Here is an 18,665-nt window from a genome sequence, read left to right as displayed (position 1 = left end):
GGATGTCGGAGCGCAGTGATGTGAGCGCCGAGGCGATCCCGGCAGACGTGCTCCAGTCCACCCAGCCCGTGCTGATGCGCGGCTTGGTCGGGCGCTGGCCGCTGGTGCAGGCCGCGCAGCGGTCCGACGCCGATTTTTGCGACTACCTGCGCGGCTTCGGCGCCGACACGCGCCTGGCCCTCTGGCGCGGCGCACCGGAGATCGGCGGGCGCTTCTTCTACAACGCCGACTTCACCGGCTTCAACTTCCGGCACGAGACCCACACCTTCGGCGCGCTGCTGGACGAGCTGCTGGCCGGCACGCCGGACGCCCTCTACCTCGGCTCCACCGGCATCGACCACTGCTTCCCCGGCCTGCGCCCGCCCAACGACCTGCCTGCCCTTACGCCTTTCAACCCGCATGCGAGCATCTGGCTGGGCAACCGCATGCAGGTGGCCGCGCATTTCGACCTGCCCGACAACATCGCCTGCGTCGTCGCGGGCCGGCGCCGCTTCACGCTGTTCCCGCCCGATCAGGTCGCCAACCTCTACATCGGCCCGCTGGACCTGACCCCCGCCGGCCAGCCGATCAGCCTCGTCGACCACGCGCGGCCCGACCTCGTGCGTTTCCCGCGATACGCGCAGGCGCTGGAGCATGCGCAAACCTTCGAGTTGCTGCCAGGCGATGCGCTCTTCATCCCCAGCCAGTGGTGGCATGGCGTGGAGTCGCTGGAGCCCATCAGTGCGCTCGTCAACTTCTGGTGGCGGCAGTCCCCGGCCTTCATGGACGAGCCGATCAACACGCTGTTGATGGCCCTGCTATCACTGCGCGACCTGCCACCGGCCCAGCGCGATACCTGGCGCGCGCTGTTCAACCACTACGTCTTCGACGCCGATGAACAGACGGCGGCCCACATCCCGCCCGCCGCGCGCGGCATCCTCGCGCCGATGACCGACAACAGCGCCCGCCAGCTGCGCTCGATGCTGCAGAACCGACTCAAACGATGAGCTCATCCACGACCATGACCACCGCTCCCAAACCCATCCGTCGCGTCGTCATCGCCGGTGGCGGCACCGCMGGCTGGATGGTGGCCGCGGGCCTGTCCAAATGCCTGGGCAAGCATTACGACATCCGGCTCGTCGAGTCCGAGGAGATCGGCACGGTCGGCGTTGGCGAGGCCACGATCCCGACGCTGCACATCCTGCACGAGATCCTGGACCTGGACGAGCGCGAGTTCATCCAGGCCACGCAGGCCACGTTCAAACTCGGCATCAGCTTCGAGAACTGGCGCAACGTCGGCGAGAACTACTTCCACTCCTTCGGCAAGACCGGCAAGGGTCACTGGACGGCCGGCTTCCACCATTTCTGGCTGGAAGGCCGCAAGCGTGGCCTGGCGAGCGACTACGGCGACTACTGCCTGGAGCTGCGCGCCGGGCTGGAAAACCGCTTCGCGACGCTGCCCGACAACGGCATCAACTACGCCTATCACTTCGACGCGACGCTCTACGGCCAGTACCTGCGCCGCTTCTCCGAAGCGCTGGGCGTGCAGCGCATCGAAGGCAAGATCGCCAAGGTCCACACCGATGCTGCCAGCGGCGACATCACCGGCCTGCAACTCGATGGCGGCGCGCTGGTCGAAGGCGACTTCTTCATCGACTGCACCGGCATGCGCGCATTGCTCATCGGCGAGACGCTGGGCGTGCCCTACGAGAGCTGGTCGCACTGGCTGCCCTGCGACAGCGCGCTGGCTGTGCAGACCACGCTGGTCGGCGAGCCCGTGCCCTACACCCGCGCCATCGCCCACCCCTGGGGCTGGCAGTGGCGCATCCCGCTGCAGCACCGGGTCGGCAACGGCGTCGTGTTCAGCAGCAAGCACATCAGCGACGACGACGCGAAAGCGGCGCTGCTCGCCAACATCGAGGGCGAGGTGCTGCGCCAGCCGCGCGTCATCAAGTTCACGCCCGGCCAGCGCGAGCAGGTCTGGAAGAAGAACTGCGTCGCCATCGGCCTGGCCAGCGGCTTCCTGGAGCCGATCGAATCCACCAGCATCCACCTGATCCAGAAGGGCCTGACCCGGCTGATCGAGCTGTTCCCGACCGATGGCGTGCGCCAGAGCGATATCGACGAGTACAACCGGCAGACGCAGGAGGCGATCGAGGTCGTGCGCGACTTCATCATCCTGCACTACCACGTCAACAACCGCACGGACTCGGCCTTCTGGCGTGACTGCCGCGAGATGGATGTGCCGCCGCTGCTCAAGCACCGCATCCAGCATTTCCGCGACACCGCCCGCATCATGCTGAACCAGGGCGAGCTGTTCGCCGAGAACTCCTGGGTGCAGGTCATGATGGGGCAGGGCATCACGCCTGCCAGCCACCACCCCATCACGCGCAACATGGACAACCGCAACCTCGCGGAGTTCCTCGGCGACATCCGCAAGGACGTGGCGCGCACGCTGATGAAGTTGCCCAAGCACCAGCAGTTCATCGACGGCTTCTGCCCCGCACCCAAGCTCGACCTGGTCACGAACAAGCCCGTCGTCGGCCCCGAGCTGCGCATCAACCCCAACGCTCGTCTGGAGACGGTGCAGTTGTCCAACGGCGCGACGGTCTATGTCGTCGACGACTTCGCGCAAGACCCCGAGGCCCTCGTGGCGCTCGCCCAGGCCCAGGCCGGCCAGTTCGAGGCGCCCGCGGGCCATCCCTATCCCGGCCCGCAGCTGGCACTGCCGGACGGCATCGCCGGCGCACTGGGGGGCTATTTCGAACAGCACCTGCGCCCCCGGCTGGGTGCCGGCCCGGGGCTGGGCATGTTCGGCCGCTTCTCGCGTGTCACCCAGGACGCCACGACGCTGGACCCGCGCCAGCGCATCTGCCACCGCGACGACTCCGCCATCGGGCCGGGCGAGGTGATCTCGGCATCCGTGCACTACCTGTTCAAGGACGAGCAACTGGGGGGCACCGTGTTCTTCCGTTCGCTGATGTCCGACGCCGAGACGCGCCAGTTCATGCGCGACTCCAACACGCTGAACGGCAGCGCCTTCAGCGACAAGTACGGCATCGCGCCTGGCTACATGACCGAGAGCAACCGTTACTTCGAGGTCATCGGCCGGGTGCCGGCCAAGTGGAACCGTGCCATCTTCTACAGCGGCAGCATCTTCCATACCGGCGACATCAACTGGCCCGCTGCCAAGGCCGGCTACCAGACCGGCATGGGCCGCCTCACCATCAACGCCTTCTTCAAGAGCCGCCAGCCTGCCTAGCCGCCAGCTCTGCGTCCAGCGCCAGCGCGCGCTGGGCGGCCGGGCGTGATCGCATGCGGTCGGCGTAGGTCGCCACGGCTGGTGTCGCCGGCATCATCTGGAAAGCCAACATGTCGGCGAGTGCATTGCCCCACAGGAAGTCAGCCACCGTCAGGCGTTCGCCGAGCAGCCAGGGCCGGCCGTCTTCGAGCTGCTGCTGTACCAGGCGCACGACGCTGTCGAAATCGCCATAGGGCGACCAGGACGGCTGGCAGTCCTCGCGCTTGAGAGCCCGGTCCGTCATCGCCGGCTCGAAGCAGGAGCCGTAGAACACCATCCAGCGCAGAAAGTTGCCGCGCAGCGGGTCGCCCACCGGTGGCACCAGGCCGCGCTCCGGGTAGAGCTCGGCCAGGTAGAGGTAGACGGCGGCCTGCTCGGTGATGAGCACGCCGTTGTGCAGCAGGGCCGGCACCTTGCCCATCGGATTGACGGCGAGATAGGCGGGCTCGCGCTGCTGCTTCCTGGTCAGGTCGAGCACATGCAGCTCATGTTCGGCTTGCAGTTCCTCAACGAGGATGCGCACGCCTGCGGAGCGGCTGTTGGGCGCGTGGAAGAGGGTGACGAAGCGGCTCATGACGATGTGGGATGGAGTGAAGGAGGCGCTGTTGTAGGCTGCGGCCCCCGCCGACGTCTTGGAAAAACACGCATGACAGCCACCGCCCCCTTGCGCGCCGTGACCAGCCGGGCCAAGGGCGTCGTCGACCCGGCGACCGCGCAGCGCAAATTCCGTCTCGCCCGCTACGAGCCCGCGCCCGACCTCGCGCCCTTCCTGGACTACCACTGGGTCGTCGAATGGGATCTGCGCGGTCAGCCCGACTTCGTGCAGCGCACCTTGCCCTATCCGGTCGTCAACATCGTCTTCGACGCCGAGCTGACCGCCGTCTTCGGTGTCGTCAGCGGTTCCTATGAGCACCGGCTCACCGGCGCCAACCGCGGCCTGGGCCTGCGCTTCCGGCCGGGTGGTTTTCGCGGCCTGCTCAAGCGCCCGCTGCACACCATCACCGACCTCCATCTGCCGCTGTCGGCCGTGCTGCCGGTGGATGACGCCCAGGCCGAGCACGCGGTGCTCAGCGAGCGCGACGACGCCGGCATGATCGCCGCCGCCGAGGCCCTGCTGCGTCCGCTGCTTGGCGAACCCGACCCCAAGGTGGACCGGCTCAATGCCATCCTGGCCCTGGCCCAGAACGACCCCACGCTGACCCGCGTGGACGAGCTGGCCGAGCACGCGGGTGTCGGCATGCGCACCCTGCAGGCCTGGTTCAGCGACTATGTCGGCGTCAGCCCCAAGTGGGTCATCCGCCGCTACCGCCTGCACGAAGCGGCCGACCAGCTCGCCAGCGGTGCCGAACTGGACCTGGCCGACCTGGCCCAGCGCCTGGGCTATTACGACCAGGCCCACCTGACGCGCGACTTCAGTCGGCTCGTCGGCAAGCCACCCCAGGCCTACCGCAGCCCGCCTCGATAATCCCCGGATGACCACTTCCATCACCATCGCCACGCGCGAAAGCCGCCTGGCGCTGTGGCAGGCCGAGCATGTGCAGGCCCGCCTCGCCGAGGAACTCGGCATTACCGCGACGCTGCTGGGCATGACGACGCGCGGCGACCAGATCCTGGACCGCACGCTGTCCAAGATTGGCGGCAAGGGCCTGTTCGTCAAGGAGCTCGAAGCGGCCCTGGCCGACGGCCGCGCCCAGTTGGCTGTGCATTCGCTGAAGGACGTGCCGATGGAGCTGCCCGAGGGCTTCGTTCTTGCGGCCGTGCTGGAGCGCGARGACCCGCGCGATGCTTTYGTYTCCAAYGACTACGCCTCGCTGGCCGAACTGCCCGAGGGCGCSGTSGTGGGCAGCTCCAGCCTGCGCCGCGTGACSCAACTGCTSAGCCTGCGGCCCGACCTGCGCGTCGAGCCKCTGCGYGGCAATCTCGACACGCGGCTGCGCAAGCTCGACGARGGYGGCTAYCACGCCATCGTGCTGGCSGCRGCCGGCCTCAAGCGCCTGGGGCTCGCCAACCGCATACGTGCCCTGTTTGATATCGGCCAGATGCTGCCGTGCGCGGGGCAGGGCGCCCTGGGCCTGGAGATCCGCGCCGATGACGGTGCCTTGGCCGAAGCCCTGGCCAAACTCATCCATCAGCCGACGCTGTTGGCCTGCGAGGCCGAGCGCGCCGTGTCGCGTGCGCTCGGCGGCAGCTGCAGCCTGCCGCTGGCGGCCCACGCCCGCTGGCAGGGCGCGACGCTGTGCCTGGACGCCGCCCTGGGCCATGCCGAGGCCCACACCTCGCCGCTGCTGCGTACCAGCGTCACGGGTGACGTGGTGGCGACCGATGCGGCCCGGGCCCTGGGCCAGCAGGCCGCTGCACGCCTGCGCGAACTGGGCGCCGGCTCCTACCTGCCTGGATGACGACCCTCATCGTCACGCGCCCACGGCCGCAGTGCGCGGCCTGGCTGGCGCGCCTGGCCGAACTCGGCGTCGAGGCGGTGGCGCTGCCCCTCATCGAGATCCTGCCGGCCCGCGATCCGGCAGCGGTCGTCGCGGCCTGGGCCAGCCTGCCCGATATGGATCTGGCCGTCTTCGTCAGCCCCAACGCCGTCGAGCAGTTCTTCCGCCACGCCGACCGCCCGTGGCCAGTCCACACGCTGGCCGCCTGCGTCGGGCCCGGCAGCGCCCAGGCGCTGATCGAACGCGGCGTGCCCGCGGGCCAGATCGTCCAGCCCGCAGCGGACTCAGCCAGCCTGGACTCAGAACACCTCTGGCAACAACTGTCACCCCGTCGTGCCTGGGCCGGCGCCCGGGTGCTGCTGCTGCGCGGCGATGGCGGACGCGAATGGCTGGCCGAGCAACTGACGGCCGCTGGCGCGCGCGTCGAAACCGTGACGACCTATCACCGTGCCGGCCCCCGCTTCGAAATGGCCGAGCAGGCATTGCTGGACGCCATTCGCGCAGAGCCCACAGCCTTTGTATGGCTGTTCAGCAGTGCCGAGGCCGTCGGCCACCTGCAAGGCATGGACATGAACCAGCAGCGCGCCATCGCCACCCATGCCCGCATTGCCGAAGCTGCCCGGGCGGCCGGCTTCGATCCTGTGGTTTTGGCGCGACCGGCCCCTGAAGCGGTGACTCAGGCCCTGAAAGGCCTCTGACAGAATCCATCGCACTGTGAGTGAGCCTGCGCTGAATCCCCCTGCTGTCGCCGCGGCCGAGCCCGCCGCGCCGCCACCGTCCCCTTTCGCCCCCGCGCTGCCGGTCTGGCTGCCCTGGCTGCTGGCCCTGCTGGGCGCCGCCGTGCTGCTTTGCGTCGTGCTGGCCTGGCAGAGCCTGTCGCGCCAGCAGTCTCTGGAGCAGGAGCTGGTGCGCCGCCAGGAGGCCAGCCAGGCGCAGGCCACCGAGGCGCGGCTGGCTGCCAAGCAATCCGCTGAGCTGGTGCGCGACACGGCCGCCAAGGTCTCGCTGCTGGATGCGCGTCTGGCCGAGGTCGCCCTGCAGCGCGGCCAGTTGGAGGAGCTGATCCAGTCCATGTCCCGTTCGCGGGACGAGAACGTCGTCGGCGACATCGAGGCTGCCATCCGCGTGGCCCTTCAGCAGACGCAGATCACCGGCAGCGCCGAACCCCTGGTGGCCACGCTCAAGCAGGCCGACGAGCGCCTGCTGCGCTACAAGCAACCGCGCATGGAAGGCATACGCCGCGCCGTCGCGCGCGACCTGGACCGCGTCAAGGCGGTTGCCGTCGTCGACGTGTCCACGCTGACTATCAAGCTCGACGAAGTCGTGCGCATGGCCGACGAACTGCCGCTGGTCTCGGGCAACGAGGCCGCGCCCAAGCAGCGCGACGAGCGCAACGGCGATGCCGCCAAGGAGCGCGAGCGTGCACTGAAGCTGCAACGCGAGCAGGCCGCCGCAGCGGCGGACGGCAAGGTCTCGTTGTGGTGGTGGCAGGCCACGCAGCAACTCTCCAGCTGGACCGGTGTGGTCTGGGGCGAAGCCCGCACTCTGCTGCGCGTGACCCGCATCGACCATCCCGAGGCGGCACTGGTCTCGCCCGATCAGAGCTTTTTCCTGCGCGAGAACCTGAAGCTGCGCCTGCTGAATGCCCGCCTGGCGCTGCTGAGCCGCCAGTTCGACACCGCTCAGTCCGACCTTCGTGACAGCCAGGAAATGCTGAACCGCTACTTCGACACCCGTTCGCGCAAGGTGGCCAGCGTGGCCGAGCTGCTGCGCCAGGTGTCAGGCCAGGCGCGCCAGGTCAGCGTGCCGCGGCCGGATGACACGCTGGCTGCGCTGACCGCCGCCGCGGCCGGTCGATGAAAGGACGCTGATCATGCGTCTCGTCATCTGGCTGGTCCTGCTCTTCGTCGTCGCCGTCGTCGCGGCACTGACTCTGGGCAGCAACGACGGCCTTGCCAGCTTCTACTGGGCCGGTTGGCGGGTCGACATCTCGCTCAATCTCTTCCTGCTGCTGCTGGTCGCCAGCTGCTTCGCCCTCGTCACGGCCATCCAGGCCATCGAGGCGCTGACGACCCTGCCCAAGCGCGCCCGCGAGTGGCGGCTGGCGCAGCGTGAACGCAGTGCCCAGCTCGCCCTGCGCGAGGCTCTGGTCGAGCTCTTCGGCGCCCGCTTCAGCCGCGCCCAGAAAGCGGCGCAGAAGGCCCTCAACATCCAGTCCGCCACGCCCGAACTGGCGGCCGACCAGTCCTTCATGGCCCTGGCCCACTTGCTCGCCGCGGCCAGTGCCCACCGCTTGCAGGACCGCCGCCACCGYGACGAACAGCTCGCGCGCGCCCTCGATCTGGCGCATCGCACCAGTGGCGCACGCGCGCAGGAAGACGGCGCTCGGCTGCTCGCCGCCGAATGGGCCCTGGACGACCGCGACGCCACGCGCGCACTGAGCGTGCTCGGCGAACTGGCCCCCGGTGTCGCGCGCCGCACCCAGGCCCTGCGCCTGCGGCTGCAGGCGTCGCGCCTGGCTCGCCAGCCGCTGGATGCGCTGCGCACCGCGCGCCTGCTCGCCAAGCATCAGGCCTTCTCCAAGGTGGCTGCCCAGGGACTGTTGCGGTCGCTGGCCTTCGAAGCGCTGGACGGCGCGCGTGATGTCGACCAGCTGCGCTCGATCTGGCAACAGCTCGATCCAGCCGATCGCCGTGATCCCCTCGTCGCCGCGCGTGCCGCGCAATGCGCCGGCCAACTCGGTGCGCCGGACGACGGTCGCGGCTGGCTGCGGCCATTCTTCGATGATCTGGCCGAATTGCAGTCTGACGACCGTGCGGCGCTTGCCAATGCTCTCGTGCCGGTGCTGGCTGGCTGCGGGCCTGACTGGCTGCAGCGCCTCGAGTCCGCGCAGTCGCGTTTCCCACGCGAGCGCGCTCTGGCCTATGCGCTGGGCCATGCTCTTGCGGAGCGCCAGCTCTGGGGCAAGGCGCGACTGATGCTTGAGACGGCAGCCGACGACGTGACGATGCCCGGCCCGGCCCGCCGTCGCAGCTGGCTGGCACTGGCGGCGCTGGCCGAGCAGGAAGGCGACGAAAATCGCCGCGCGCGCTGCTTCGAAGCCGCCGCGCGCCTGCCCTGATGGCGGCTGCTCAAACTATTTCTAAAAAAGCGCCAAAGTCTTGTCGGGCCCCTGAAAATCTGGCTATACTGTGAGGCTTCAGCGGCTGTAGCTCAGTTGGATAGAGTACTTGGCTACGAACCAAGGGGTCGTGGGTTCGAATCCTGCCAGCCGCACCAAAACAAGAAGAAATGGAAACACCTCAGAGGTTCAAGCCTCTGGGGTGTTTTTCTTTGTGGCGCCGAATCAGCGGCTGCGCGAAAAGCGTGGTGCAGCGGCCGGTTGCCAATGGCCGCTCTCGGTCTGCGTGAAGCTGCCGCGCGCCAGGGCGTGCGGATGCAGCGGCGCTTCGGCCAAGGTCAGCACCGGCGCGAAGCAGACGTTGCTCCCCTCCAACTGGGCAGACCATTCATCACGCGTCTTCTCGCGCAGGCGCGAAGCCACGCGCTCGCGCAGCGCTGGCCACTGGCTGCGATCGTGTTGGGCGGCGGGATCGACGTCATCCAGCCCCAGGCGCTGCAGCAACTCGGCATAGAACTGCGGCTCCAGTGCGCCAATCGACACGAAGCGTCCGTCGGCGCATTCGAAGCAGTCGTAGAAGGGCGAGCTGTGCAGGAAGAAGTTCTGTTCGGGCTTGTCGCTCCAGCGGCCCGCGGCGCGCAGCGAGTGCAGCAGGCTGGACAGCAGGCCCACGCCGTCCACCATGGCCGCATCCACCACTTGGCCCCGACCGCTGCGCTGGGCCTCCCACAGCGCGGCCATCAAGCCAAAGGCCAGGAACATCGCGCCGCCGCCCATGTCGCCGATCAGTGTGGCCGGGATGCTCGGAGCGACGCCGGCACGCGTGGCTGCCGACAGCACGCCCGTCACCGCGACGTAGTTGATGTCATGGCCGGCGGCCTGGGCCAGCGGCCCTGTCTGGCCCCAGCCCGTGATGCGGCCGTAGACCAGGCGCGGGTGGCTGGCCTGGAAGACCTCCGGCCCGAGGCCCAGGCGCTCCATGACGCCCGGGCGAAAGCCTTCGATCAGCGCATCCGCCCCCTCGATCAGCGCCCGCGCCTTTTCCAGGCCGTCGGCCGTCTTGAGGTCCAGGCAGGTGCGTCGTTTGCCCCGCTCCAGGCCCACGCCGGTGTCGAGCACCTGGCCACCCGGGCGCTCGATGACCAGGACGTCGGCACCATGGTCGGCCAGCAGCATGCCGGCCAGCGGGCAGGGGCCGATGCCGGCCATTTCAATGACGCGCAGACCGGTCAGCGGGCCGGCGGAGGAAGAGGCTTGCATCGGACAATGTTGTCATGAACAAGGCCTTCACCAAGGAATCCGACGCGGCCGATGATGACGATGGCGACGGCCCCTCGCTGCCGGCGCTTCCAGCCGGCACGCGCAACTACCTGACGCCGGCTGGCTATGCGCGGCTGCGTGCCGAGTTCATGGAGTTGCTGGACGTGGAGCGGCCGCGCGTCGTGGAGGTGGTGTCCTGGGCGGCAAAGAACGGCGACCGCTCGGAGAACGGCGACTACCTCTATGGCAAGAAGCGGCTGCGCGAAATCGACCGGCGGCTGCGCTTCCTGACCAAGCGGCTGGACATCGCCGAGGTCGCCGATCCGAGCGTCCATTACGGCAGCGAACAGATCTTCTTCGGCGCGACGGTGACCTATGCCAACACCAAGGGCGAGGAGAAGACGATCACGATCAAGGGCATCGACGAGTCCGACAGCCTGGCCGGCGAGGTCAGCTGGATCTCGCCCATCGCGCGCACGCTGCTGAAGGCACGCGTTGGCGACGAACTCAATCTCGTGACGCCGGTGGGCGTCGAGAAGATCGAGGTCGTCGAGGTCGTCTATCCGGCGCCGGCAGGCGGCTGATCAGGATTTCTTCGCCGGCGGTTTCAGCATCGCGTCGGCGCGGGCCTTTTCGTCCGGACTCAACCGCGCGGCGATGCTGGGCAGGGCCACGGCGGCCTGCTCGTGGCCCATGGATTTGCTGAGGCTGCACCAGGCGTAGGCGGCAGCCATGTCCTTGTCGCCGCCCTGGCCCTGCGCCAGCATGACGGCGAGGTTGAACATCGCATCCGGCTGGCGGCGCTGGGCGGCGGCCTGGAAGAACCGGCGGGCTGTGGCGAAGTTCTGCGGCACGACCTCGCCGCGGTAGAAGAACGTGGCCAGCGCGTTTTGCGCATCGGCATGGCCTTTCAGCGCGGCGTCCTTGTAGAGCACGACGGCGCGCTCCGGCGCGGCGGCGGGCATGCCTTCGCCCAGGTCCAGCATGCGTGCGGCGGCGTAGGTGCCCTCCAGGTGGCCAGCCTTAGCGGCGGCGGCGAAGTAGGCACCGGCGCGCTGCAGGTCCAGCGGCACGCCGTCGGGCTGGCCGGGCAGTTGGTGGTGGTACAGCTGTCCCAACATGTACAGGGCGGTCACGTCACCTGCCTCGCCGGCGGCCTGCAGGTAGGCCAGCGCGGGCTTGGCGTCGGGCTTGGTGCCGATGCCGCTGAGGTGGGCCTGGGCCAGCAGCGTGCCGGCGGGCTCGAAGCCGTAGTCCAGCGCCTTGCTCCACCACTTGTAGGCCTGCACCGGGTCTCGCTTGGTGCCCTGGCCGGTGAGGTAGATGCGCGCCAGCAGCAGCGAAGCCTCGACGCGAGTGTTGATGTTGTCGGGCTTCTGGGGATCGAACTTCAGGCGGTCCGCGGCCGGGTTGTAGGACGCGTCGACCACTTCGTGCAGCCACTCGATGGCCTTGGGTGTGCTGCGCGGCGTGCCCAGGCCCATCAGGTGGATGCGGCCCAGCATCATGGCCGCTTCTTCATAGCCCAGCTTCTTCCAGCCCTCTTCAAACCTGGCGCGGGCCTCGGTGTAGTTGCCCGCTTCGTAAGCCTCGAAGGCCTGGGTGAGCGACTTGTCCTTGCGGGCGATCCAGTTGCGGCCGGCGGCGGCGCGGCGGTCGCCGGGACCGCACCCGGTGGAGGGCGCCATCAAGTCTGGCGCCGTGTCGACGGCGGGTTCCAGCGAGCTGCCAGCGCTGGCGGTCTTGGCATTGCCTTCGGGGCTGAGGTCGCTGAAGCGCTCGGCCTCGTTGGACGGGCTGTCCGACAGCTTGAAGTCACGCATGTAGGCCAGCGTGACGGGGTCGTCGGCAGCCGAGTAGCTGCTCATGAAGGCGCAGGACCGCGCGTATTCGCGTGACAGCACCTTGCTCTTGGCGGCGTCGATCATGGACGGATCGACGCTCTTGTCGCGCTGGCCTGTCACCTTGACGGCGTCCAGCGTGTTGGGCGCCCCGGCAGGCGCACTGGCCGCGGCCAACTGCGCTTGGCTGGCCGGGCAGGCCAGCGCGAGGCATACCGCCACGCCGACGAGCCCCAGGTATTCGGGCCGAGCGCCGGGCCGCTCCCAAGCCGGCCCGCCATGGCGATGTGCTCGCGGCTCGATGCCGCRAGCATCGCCGTCCCCYCGGGGGACCGACCRGGCTTGSCCGCGTYCAGCGGGGCAAGACTGGGCGAGGGGTTTCATTTCAGCGCGGGCTGCGCAGCGTCATGCCCACCATGTAGCGGCGGCMGTTGTAGCCATCGCCATAGATGCTGGGAATGCCGTCGGCATAGTCTTGATAGCCGCCCGTCGTGGTCTGCGTGCGCTCCCCGGTGAGGTTGCGGACGTCCGCGAACAGCTCCAGGCCGTTCTTGAACCGATAGGAGACCTTGGCGTCAATGAAGGCGGTGCGGCTGCCGAAGATGGGGGCGCCCGGGTTGTAGCTCGTCGGTGCGCCGCGGAAGCTGGTGCCGATGGACGGGAAGTTGTTAACGCCCACGCTGGTTCCGGTGTTCGGCGTGAACACGAAATAGCGCGCGGCCACCACCTGCATCGCCACGCGGGCCTGGAAGCCGCCGTCGTCGTACCACAGCGAGGCATTCCACGAATACTTCGGCTCGTTGACGACCGGCAGGATTTCGCCGCTGATGAGGTCCAGCGTCGGCGCGCCCTGGGTCGAACGCACGCGGCTGTAATTGGCGTCCACGCCGGTGTAGCGCAGGATGGACGGCAGGAAGGTGAAGGCGGTCCTCACGCCAAGCTCCAGGCCGCGGCGGGTCGACGCCGGAGCGTTGTCCCACTGGGCGAACGAGAAGTCGAGGTCCTTCAGCGGGGTGCCGGTGATCGGGTCGACCGCATTGCTGGTGGCGAACACCTTGTTGTTGTTGCGGAAGACGCCGATGGTGGGCGCTCCGATCAGACCCCTCTGGCGGAAGACGCCGACCGACACGCTGGTGTCGCGATTGGCATACCACTCCAGCGACAGGTTCTGGTTGACGTTGGTTTGCGGCTTCAGCGCCGGGTTGCCGAGCGTGCCCGAGCAGCCCTGGTCGGGGGCACTGTCGTCCGGATCGGCTGATTCCTCCACGATCTGGCTGTTGGAGCAGACGACGTTGGTGCCGCCCGAGGGCAGCAGCTTGGACACCGGCGGGCGGGCGATCGTCTTGCCGAGGGAGTAGCGCAGCGCGACTTTGTCGACAACGGGCCACAGCACCAGGTTCAGCGAGGGCATCACGTCGGTCGACTTGGCCTCGACCGATGCGTTCTGCGAGAAGGTGTTCGACACGAAGCCGGCGGGGGCCGTCGGGTTGTTGATATCGAAAGCGGCGGTTTTGCGCACCGAGCGGAAAGTCAGGTAGCCGGTGCCGGTCACGTCGGTCTGCACCACGCGCACGCCGAAGTTGCCTGCCAGTTCCATACCGAAGGGCAGGGCCCAGTTCGTGAACGGCACGCGGTCAATCTCGAAGTCCGTCATCAGATAGGCGGCCTTGGACTTCTCGGTGAACTTGGTCATCGGCATGTCGTAGACCTTGCCGTCGCTGGCCGTGCAGGTGCGGAAGCAGTCCAGCCGCACCGGGATGCCAGCGAGTTGGAACATCTTGTCGACGTCGAGCTGGTTCCAGCCGTCGATCAGCGTCGCCGGGCGGTCCTTGGAGCCACCATAGAACTGGCCGGCCGGAGCCAGGGTCAGCGTCTGGCGGATCAGTTCTTCGTACTGCGCCTTGGTGAACGTGTTGGTGCCCGCCACCACGCTGCCGGTGCCGTTGTTGAGCTGGTTGTTGGGGATGTAGCCGTAGGCGCAGGGCTGGCCGTTCGCGGCCACGGAGCCGGCTGTGTTCTCGCAGCCGATGACGTTCCAGCGCGTGTTGACGCCGGGCATGTAGACGCCTGGCACGAAGCCGGCCGTGCCGAAGGTGCCGACCGGGTCCTTGATCGTGCCGCCGGCGCCGCTCCAGGTGGTGCCGCCGGTGTCTCGGTAGTTGAGGCCGCCCTTCAGCGAGGTCAGGAAGGGCACCTTGTCGACCAGGTTGTAGGCCAGGTCGACCTTGCCGGTCTTTTCGGTGCTCTCGGTGTCGAAGGAGCGGATGACCAGCAACTGCGTGTTGTTGGTGTACTGCGCGCGCTGGGCGGCCGTGTAGGCCGGCACGGAGACCGGGTTGGTCGCCGAGGCCGGGAAGGCGGCCAATGGCGCGGCCGGGTTCAGCGTGGAATAGAGCGGGAAGTTGAGTTGCTCGTTGTTGTTGCCATTGGGCAGCGTGAACGACCAGATGCCATTGGGCTGCAGCGCGAAGTTGCCGATGCCGTACACATAGCTGACGGAGGCGCGGCGGTCATAGCGCATCGCGGTGGACTTGGTCGAGCCGCCCATCGCCTGCACGCTGAGGCGGTCGCTCTTGTATTCGCCGCCCAGGATCAGCGTCTTCGAATCGGTGTCGATGCTGCTGAAGATGGTGTCCGTGCCAAAGGAGCCGTTGTTGGTCGAATAGCTCGTCAGGTGATGCGAGGAATCGACCGTGTAGCCTGGCAGCACGTTGGTCGTCGTGCCGAGCACCAGCGGCGCATTGTTGGCGCGGAAGGAGTACGAGTTGGGCAGCAGGGAGGCGTAGGCGCTGGATGCCGGGTTCAGTGTGCGGACGTTGGTGGTCGTGTTGTCGAGGAAGGTGGGAACAGGGGTCGCCGGGGTCGTCTGGTTGAAGGCCGTGTTGCTGCCCACGCCGAGGAAGCCGACGATGTCGTCGACATGGCGCTTGTTCAGGCTCAGCTTGCTGTAGACGGTCAGCTGGTCGTTGACCTTGAAGTCCAGCCGCACGTCGCCGCCGGTGCGCTTGTCGTCCTGGCTCTTGAAGTTGTAGCGAAAGCCCGCCGTCTGCGAGGGCGAGTAGTCATTCCACTGGTTCAGGCAGGTGATCTGCTCGTTCTGGCGCTGCGTGTAGGCGGCAGTGCGGCCAGCGGCGACCATGAGGTTGGTCTGGGCCGTCGTCAGATTGGGGAAGGTGGTGAAGCAGTCGGCCTTGGTCTGCGCTGCGGCCGACTTGGTCAACAGCTCCAGCGGCGTGGAGGCGTTGAAATTCCCGCCGGCGATCAGCGGCGAGATCTGCATCGGCGTGTTGATGCTGTCGCCGTTGGCCGTCGCCGGGTTGAAGGTGAAGGTCTTCTCGGGCGAGCCGTCGAAGTCGCCCAGGCGCACCAGGCCCTGCTGGTTGTTGCTGCCGCCCTGTGTGACGCCATGCTGCTCGCTCTTGTAGCGCGACTTGTTCAGGTTGACGATTACCCCCAAGCGCTTGTCCAGGAACTTGTCGGCCAGCACCAGGTTGAAGTTGGGCGTGTTCTGCTTGTTCAGGTCGCTCTGCGTGGCGGCGGCGCGGAACGAGTAGAAGGGCTTGTCGAAGTCCAGGCCGGTGCGGGTCGTGATGATGATGCCGCCGCCAAGCGAACCTTCCGTCATCGCGGCCGTGGAGCCCTTGATGACGTCGACGCTCTTGATGAGGTCGGAAGACAGCTCGCGGAACTCGGTGCCGCGGCCGTCGCCGCCGCCCAGCAGGTCGGTGCCGGCGCCCGAACGCACGGCCATGCCGTCCATTTCGACGCGGGTCAGCTCGGGGCCGTTGCCGCGGATGGAAACGTTGACGCCCTCGCCGAAGTCGCCGCGGTCCAGCGCCACGCCGGCGATGCGCGAGATGGCCTCGCCGATATTGCGGTCAGGAAAGGCGCCCACGTCCTCGGCCACGATGGAGTCCTGGGCCGTGGCCGCATGCTTCTTGCGGTTGATGCTGGACTGCTGCGACTGGCGCGTGCCGACCACCAGCACGGTTTCAAGTTCCTGCACCGGGGCGCCTGGCTTGCGCGCCGCCGGCTTGGCGTCTTCGGGCTTGGCGCCGTCGCCGCTTTGCTGGGCGAGGGCGGATTGCTGGGCCATCAGGGCCAGGGCCATGGAAACGGCGGTTGCCACCGCAGGCTTGCTGAACTTGTTCACGTGTCTTCTCCGCGCTCCGGTGGGGTCCCGGGCTTGTTGTGGGTCGGTCGCTGCGGGCCGGAAAGAGGGGCTTTTGCACCGCCTTCCCGGGCCGCGGCGCGACCTTAAGCAGCCGCCGTAACTCGGAGAAATTCGTTTTGTCTCGTTTGCTATCCCGAAAAGAAATACCGGGCCCAGAAACACTGGTTAACCCGAGGAAGCGAATAGAAACAGTCACGGCCGTGATTGGCCGCAGCGCCCTCGGCGCGTTTCCTACGGCTTGACGCGCCAGACCCGCTGCACGGGCGCGGTGCGGCGCAGCACGCGCAGCACGTCGGCCAGGTGCAGACGGTCGCGTACGGCGATGAGCAGCGTCATCTCGGCCGTTTCGCGCAATTGCGCCTCGTCGCTCATCGAGATGTGGGTGATGTCGGCCTCGGCCTGGGCCACCGCCTGGGCCACCTGGGCGAGCACGCCCTTGCCGTTGGCCATCAGCAGCGCGATGCCGGCCTCGAAGCTGCGGCCCAGCTCCTCGGCCCATTCGACCTGGATCCAGTGCTCGCTGTCGCGCTGGAAGAGGCGGCGGCCGATGGCGCATTCGCAGGTGTGCACGATAAGTCCTTCGCCGCGCCCGAGGTAGCCACGTACCTCGTCGCCGGGGATGGGGCGGCAGCAGCTGGCCAGCTGCACGGAAGCGCCCTCGTTGCCGTCGATGGTCACGCTGCCCTGGTTGGACGGCGCCTCGGCGAAGCGGCCCAGCGTCAGCGCCAGCGCATCGGGTTTTTGCCCCTGCTCGGCCATCAGGCGGGCCAGCTTCTTGGCAATGATGGTGGCAATCTTGCGGCCCGCGCCAATGTCGACGAGGAGCTGCTCGGTGTTTGCGCTGCCGGCCCAGGCGGCCAGTTCATGCCAGATTGGCGCAGCCGCGTCGTCCAGTTCCAGGCTGGGCAGCCCGAGGCCTTCCACGCGCATCGCCTGGGCCAGCATCTTCTCGCCCAGCTCGCGTGACTCTTCCTGCTCCAGGTCCTTCAGGTAGTGGCGGATCTTGGAGCGGGCCCGGCCGGTACGCACAAAGCTCAGCCAGGCCGGGTTGGGGCTGGCGCCCGGGGCGGTGATGATCTCGACGATGTCGCCGCTGCGCAGCTCGGCCCGCAGCGGTACCGCCTCGCCATTGACCTGGGCCGCGACGCAATGGTCGCCGACGTCGGAGTGGATGGCATAGGCAAAGTCCACCGGCGTCGCGCCCTTCGGTAACGCCATGATCTTGGACTTGGGCGTGAAGACGTAGATCGCGTCCGGGAAGAGGTCGATCTTGACGTGCTCGAGGAACTCGTTGGCGTCACGCGTCTCATCCTGGATGTCGATGAGGCTTTGCAGCCAGCGCGCATTGGCCTGCTGGGCGACGAGCGCCGACGCCTGTTTGCCGCGGCTCTTGTAGATCCAGTGCGCCGCCACGCCCTGCTCGGCGATCTGATGCATGCCCTCGGTGCGCAGCTGGAACTCCAGCGGCGTGGCCAGCGGCCCCATCAGCGTCGTGTGCAGGGACTGGTAGCCGTTGTCCTTGGGCGTGGCGATGTAGTCCTTGAAACGCCCGGCTTGCGGCTTGTAGAGCTGGTGCAGCACGCCCAGGGCCGTGTAGCACTGCAGCGGCTCCTCGGTCAGGATGCGAAAGCCAAAAATATCGCTCACCTGGGCAAAGGACAGGCCGCCCTTCTCGCGCATCTTCTTGTAGATGGAGTGGACGGTCTTCTCGCGCCCCTGCACCTCCACGCGCAGGCTGGCCTTGGCAAAGGCGGCGCGGATCTCGCCCTCGATGCGCGACACCAGGTCGCGCCGGTTGCCGCGCGCCTTGCCCACCGCCTTGCTGAGCGCGGCATAGCGCCAGGGGTGGAAATACTGGAATGACAGATCCTGCAGCTCGCGGAAGGTCTGGTTCAGGCCCAGGCGGTGGGCGATGGGCGCATAGATGTCGAAGGTCTCGCGCGCGATGCGGCGGGCCTTGTGCGGCGCCATCGCACCCATGGTGCGCATGTTGTGCAGTCGGTCGGCCAGCTTGATGAGGATGACGCGCAGGTCGCGCGCCATGGCCAGCAGCATCTTGCGGAAGGACTCCGCCTGCGACTCCTCCTTGGTGGAGAACTGCAGCTTGTCCAGCTTGGTCAGGCCGTCGACCAGATCGGCCGTCGTGGCGTCGAACTTCTCGATCAGCTCGGCCTTGGAAACGCCGCAGTCTTCGACCACGTCATGCATCAGCGCCGCCATCAGCGCCTGGGCATCCAGCCGCCATTCGGCACAGATGCCGGCGACGGCGATCGGGTGGGTGATGTAGGGCTCGCCGGTGGCCCGCTTCTGGCCCAGGTGGGCCTCGTCGGCGAACTTGTAGGCCTCACGCACGCGCTTGACCTCGGCCTTGCTCAGGTAGCCGAGCTTGGGAGCGAGGGCATCAAAGGAAGCAGCTTCCGCCTGCGTGGGCGGCGCCGCCTGGCGCAATCCAGGCAGCGTGAACCAGGCGGTGAGGGAGCGTTGGGCCATATGGTCCCGAATTTAGCCGATGAAAACTGTTGGCCCCTCGTCCAGGGAATACCTGGCCGGT

The 18,665-nt window shown here is 67.9% G+C and carries 13 protein-coding genes and 1 tRNA gene; 9 read left to right on the top strand and 5 right to left on the bottom strand.

Annotated elements, in window-relative coordinates:
* Positions 1 to 2: 2 nt before the first annotated feature.
* Positions 3 to 986: a cupin-like domain-containing protein gene (locus ACXJKJ_RS22630; protein ID WP_457392679.1), complete on the top strand. Its 984-nt coding sequence runs from the start codon at positions 3 to 5 to the stop codon at positions 984 to 986.
* The gene (locus ACXJKJ_RS22625) at positions 983 to 3,241 is read left to right on the top strand and encodes a DUF6445 family protein (RefSeq protein ID WP_457392676.1); all 2,259 of its coding nucleotides are present in this window, start codon (positions 983 to 985) and stop codon (positions 3,239 to 3,241) included. The genes ACXJKJ_RS22630 and ACXJKJ_RS22625 overlap by 4 nt, the downstream gene beginning before the upstream one ends.
* Here ACXJKJ_RS22625 and ACXJKJ_RS22620 read toward each other — a convergent pair.
* Positions 3,219 to 3,860 carry a glutathione S-transferase family protein gene (locus tag ACXJKJ_RS22620; RefSeq protein ID WP_457392704.1) on the bottom strand — a complete coding sequence of 214 codons (642 nt, stop codon included), beginning with the start codon at positions 3,858 to 3,860 and terminating at the stop codon, positions 3,219 to 3,221. The two genes, ACXJKJ_RS22625 and ACXJKJ_RS22620, sit on opposite strands and share 23 nt — an antisense overlap.
* A gap of 66 nt (positions 3,861 to 3,926) precedes the next feature.
* Here ACXJKJ_RS22620 and ACXJKJ_RS22615 point away from each other — a divergent pair, with 66 nt between their 5' ends.
* The 6 genes from ACXJKJ_RS22615 to ACXJKJ_RS22590 all read left to right on the top strand — a co-directional run bounded on the left by ACXJKJ_RS22615 (position 3,927) and on the right by ACXJKJ_RS22590 (position 8,997).
* Positions 3,927 to 4,745 carry an AraC family transcriptional regulator gene (locus ACXJKJ_RS22615; protein WP_457392673.1) on the top strand — a complete coding sequence of 273 codons (819 nt, stop codon included), beginning with the start codon at positions 3,927 to 3,929 and terminating at the stop codon, positions 4,743 to 4,745.
* A gap of 7 nt (positions 4,746 to 4,752) precedes the next feature.
* Positions 4,753 to 5,679, top strand: coding sequence for a hydroxymethylbilane synthase (gene hemC / locus ACXJKJ_RS22610; RefSeq protein WP_457392670.1), 927 nt, complete (start codon positions 4,753 to 4,755; stop codon positions 5,677 to 5,679).
* Entirely contained in the window at positions 5,676 to 6,416 is a 741-nt protein-coding gene (locus ACXJKJ_RS22605; RefSeq protein WP_457355871.1) for a uroporphyrinogen-III synthase, read from the top strand. The genes hemC and ACXJKJ_RS22605 overlap by 4 nt, the downstream gene beginning before the upstream one ends.
* Before the next feature lie 16 nt (positions 6,417 to 6,432).
* Positions 6,433 to 7,578, top strand: coding sequence for a uroporphyrinogen-III C-methyltransferase (locus ACXJKJ_RS22600; protein ID WP_235531915.1), 1,146 nt, complete (start codon positions 6,433 to 6,435; stop codon positions 7,576 to 7,578).
* Between the two features lie 13 nt (positions 7,579 to 7,591).
* Positions 7,592 to 8,839, top strand: a complete 1,248-nt coding sequence (locus ACXJKJ_RS22595) for a heme biosynthesis HemY N-terminal domain-containing protein (protein ID WP_457392666.1) — start codon at positions 7,592 to 7,594, stop codon at positions 8,837 to 8,839.
* An 81-nt stretch (positions 8,840 to 8,920) separates the two neighbouring features.
* Positions 8,921 to 8,997 (top strand) — tRNA-Arg (locus ACXJKJ_RS22590).
* 67 nt (positions 8,998 to 9,064) lie between these two features.
* Here ACXJKJ_RS22590 and ACXJKJ_RS22585 read toward each other — a convergent pair.
* Complete coding sequence (locus ACXJKJ_RS22585; RefSeq protein WP_457392663.1) at positions 9,065 to 10,099, bottom strand: CaiB/BaiF CoA transferase family protein; 1,035 nt, start codon at positions 10,097 to 10,099, stop codon at positions 9,065 to 9,067.
* 14 nt (positions 10,100 to 10,113) lie between these two features.
* On the opposite strand from ACXJKJ_RS22585, the gene greB reads away from it, so the two are divergent.
* Positions 10,114 to 10,683: a transcription elongation factor GreB gene (gene greB / locus ACXJKJ_RS22580; protein ID WP_457392660.1), complete on the top strand. Its 570-nt coding sequence runs from the start codon at positions 10,114 to 10,116 to the stop codon at positions 10,681 to 10,683.
* Here the strand turns inward: greB and ACXJKJ_RS22575 are convergent, their stop codons facing one another.
* The 3 genes from ACXJKJ_RS22575 to ACXJKJ_RS22565 all read right to left on the bottom strand — a co-directional run bounded on the left by ACXJKJ_RS22575 (position 10,684) and on the right by ACXJKJ_RS22565 (position 18,604).
* Positions 10,684 to 12,162: a tetratricopeptide repeat protein gene (locus ACXJKJ_RS22575; RefSeq protein ID WP_457392657.1), complete on the bottom strand. Its 1,479-nt coding sequence runs from the start codon at positions 12,160 to 12,162 to the stop codon at positions 10,684 to 10,686. It lies immediately after the preceding gene.
* Between the two features lie 163 nt (positions 12,163 to 12,325).
* Positions 12,326 to 16,093 carry a TonB-dependent receptor gene (locus tag ACXJKJ_RS22570; RefSeq protein WP_457392654.1) on the bottom strand — a complete coding sequence of 1,256 codons (3,768 nt, stop codon included), beginning with the start codon at positions 16,091 to 16,093 and terminating at the stop codon, positions 12,326 to 12,328.
* 252 nt (positions 16,094 to 16,345) lie between these two features.
* Complete coding sequence (locus tag ACXJKJ_RS22565; protein WP_457392651.1) at positions 16,346 to 18,604, bottom strand: RelA/SpoT family protein; 2,259 nt, start codon at positions 18,602 to 18,604, stop codon at positions 16,346 to 16,348.
* Positions 18,605 to 18,665: the final 61 nt, after the last annotated feature.

It is taken from the genome of Roseateles sp. P5_E1, assembly GCF_054049335.1.
Note: the sequence above shows the minus strand (reverse complement) of the source record. Positions and strands in the feature narration are given on the sequence as shown.

Bases quoted from the DNA above. Each gene is read 5' to 3' on its own strand.
- ACXJKJ_RS22630 (WP_457392679.1), top strand. From the start codon at position 3: ATGTCGGAGCGCAGTGATGTGAGCGCCGAGGCGATCCCGGCAGACGTG.
- ACXJKJ_RS22615 (WP_457392673.1), top strand. From the start codon at position 3,927: ATGACAGCCACCGCCCCCTTGCGCGCCGTGACCAGCCGGGCCAAGGGC.
- ACXJKJ_RS22605 (WP_457355871.1), top strand. From the start codon at position 5,676: ATGACGACCCTCATCGTCACGCGCCCACGGCCGCAGTGCGCGGCCTGG.
- ACXJKJ_RS22585 (WP_457392663.1), bottom strand. From the start codon at position 10,099: ATGCAAGCCTCTTCCTCCGCCGGCCCGCTGACCGGTCTGCGCGTCATT.
- greB (WP_457392660.1), top strand. From the start codon at position 10,114: ATGAACAAGGCCTTCACCAAGGAATCCGACGCGGCCGATGATGACGAT.
- ACXJKJ_RS22565 (WP_457392651.1), bottom strand. From the start codon at position 18,604: ATGGCCCAACGCTCCCTCACCGCCTGGTTCACGCTGCCTGGATTGCGC.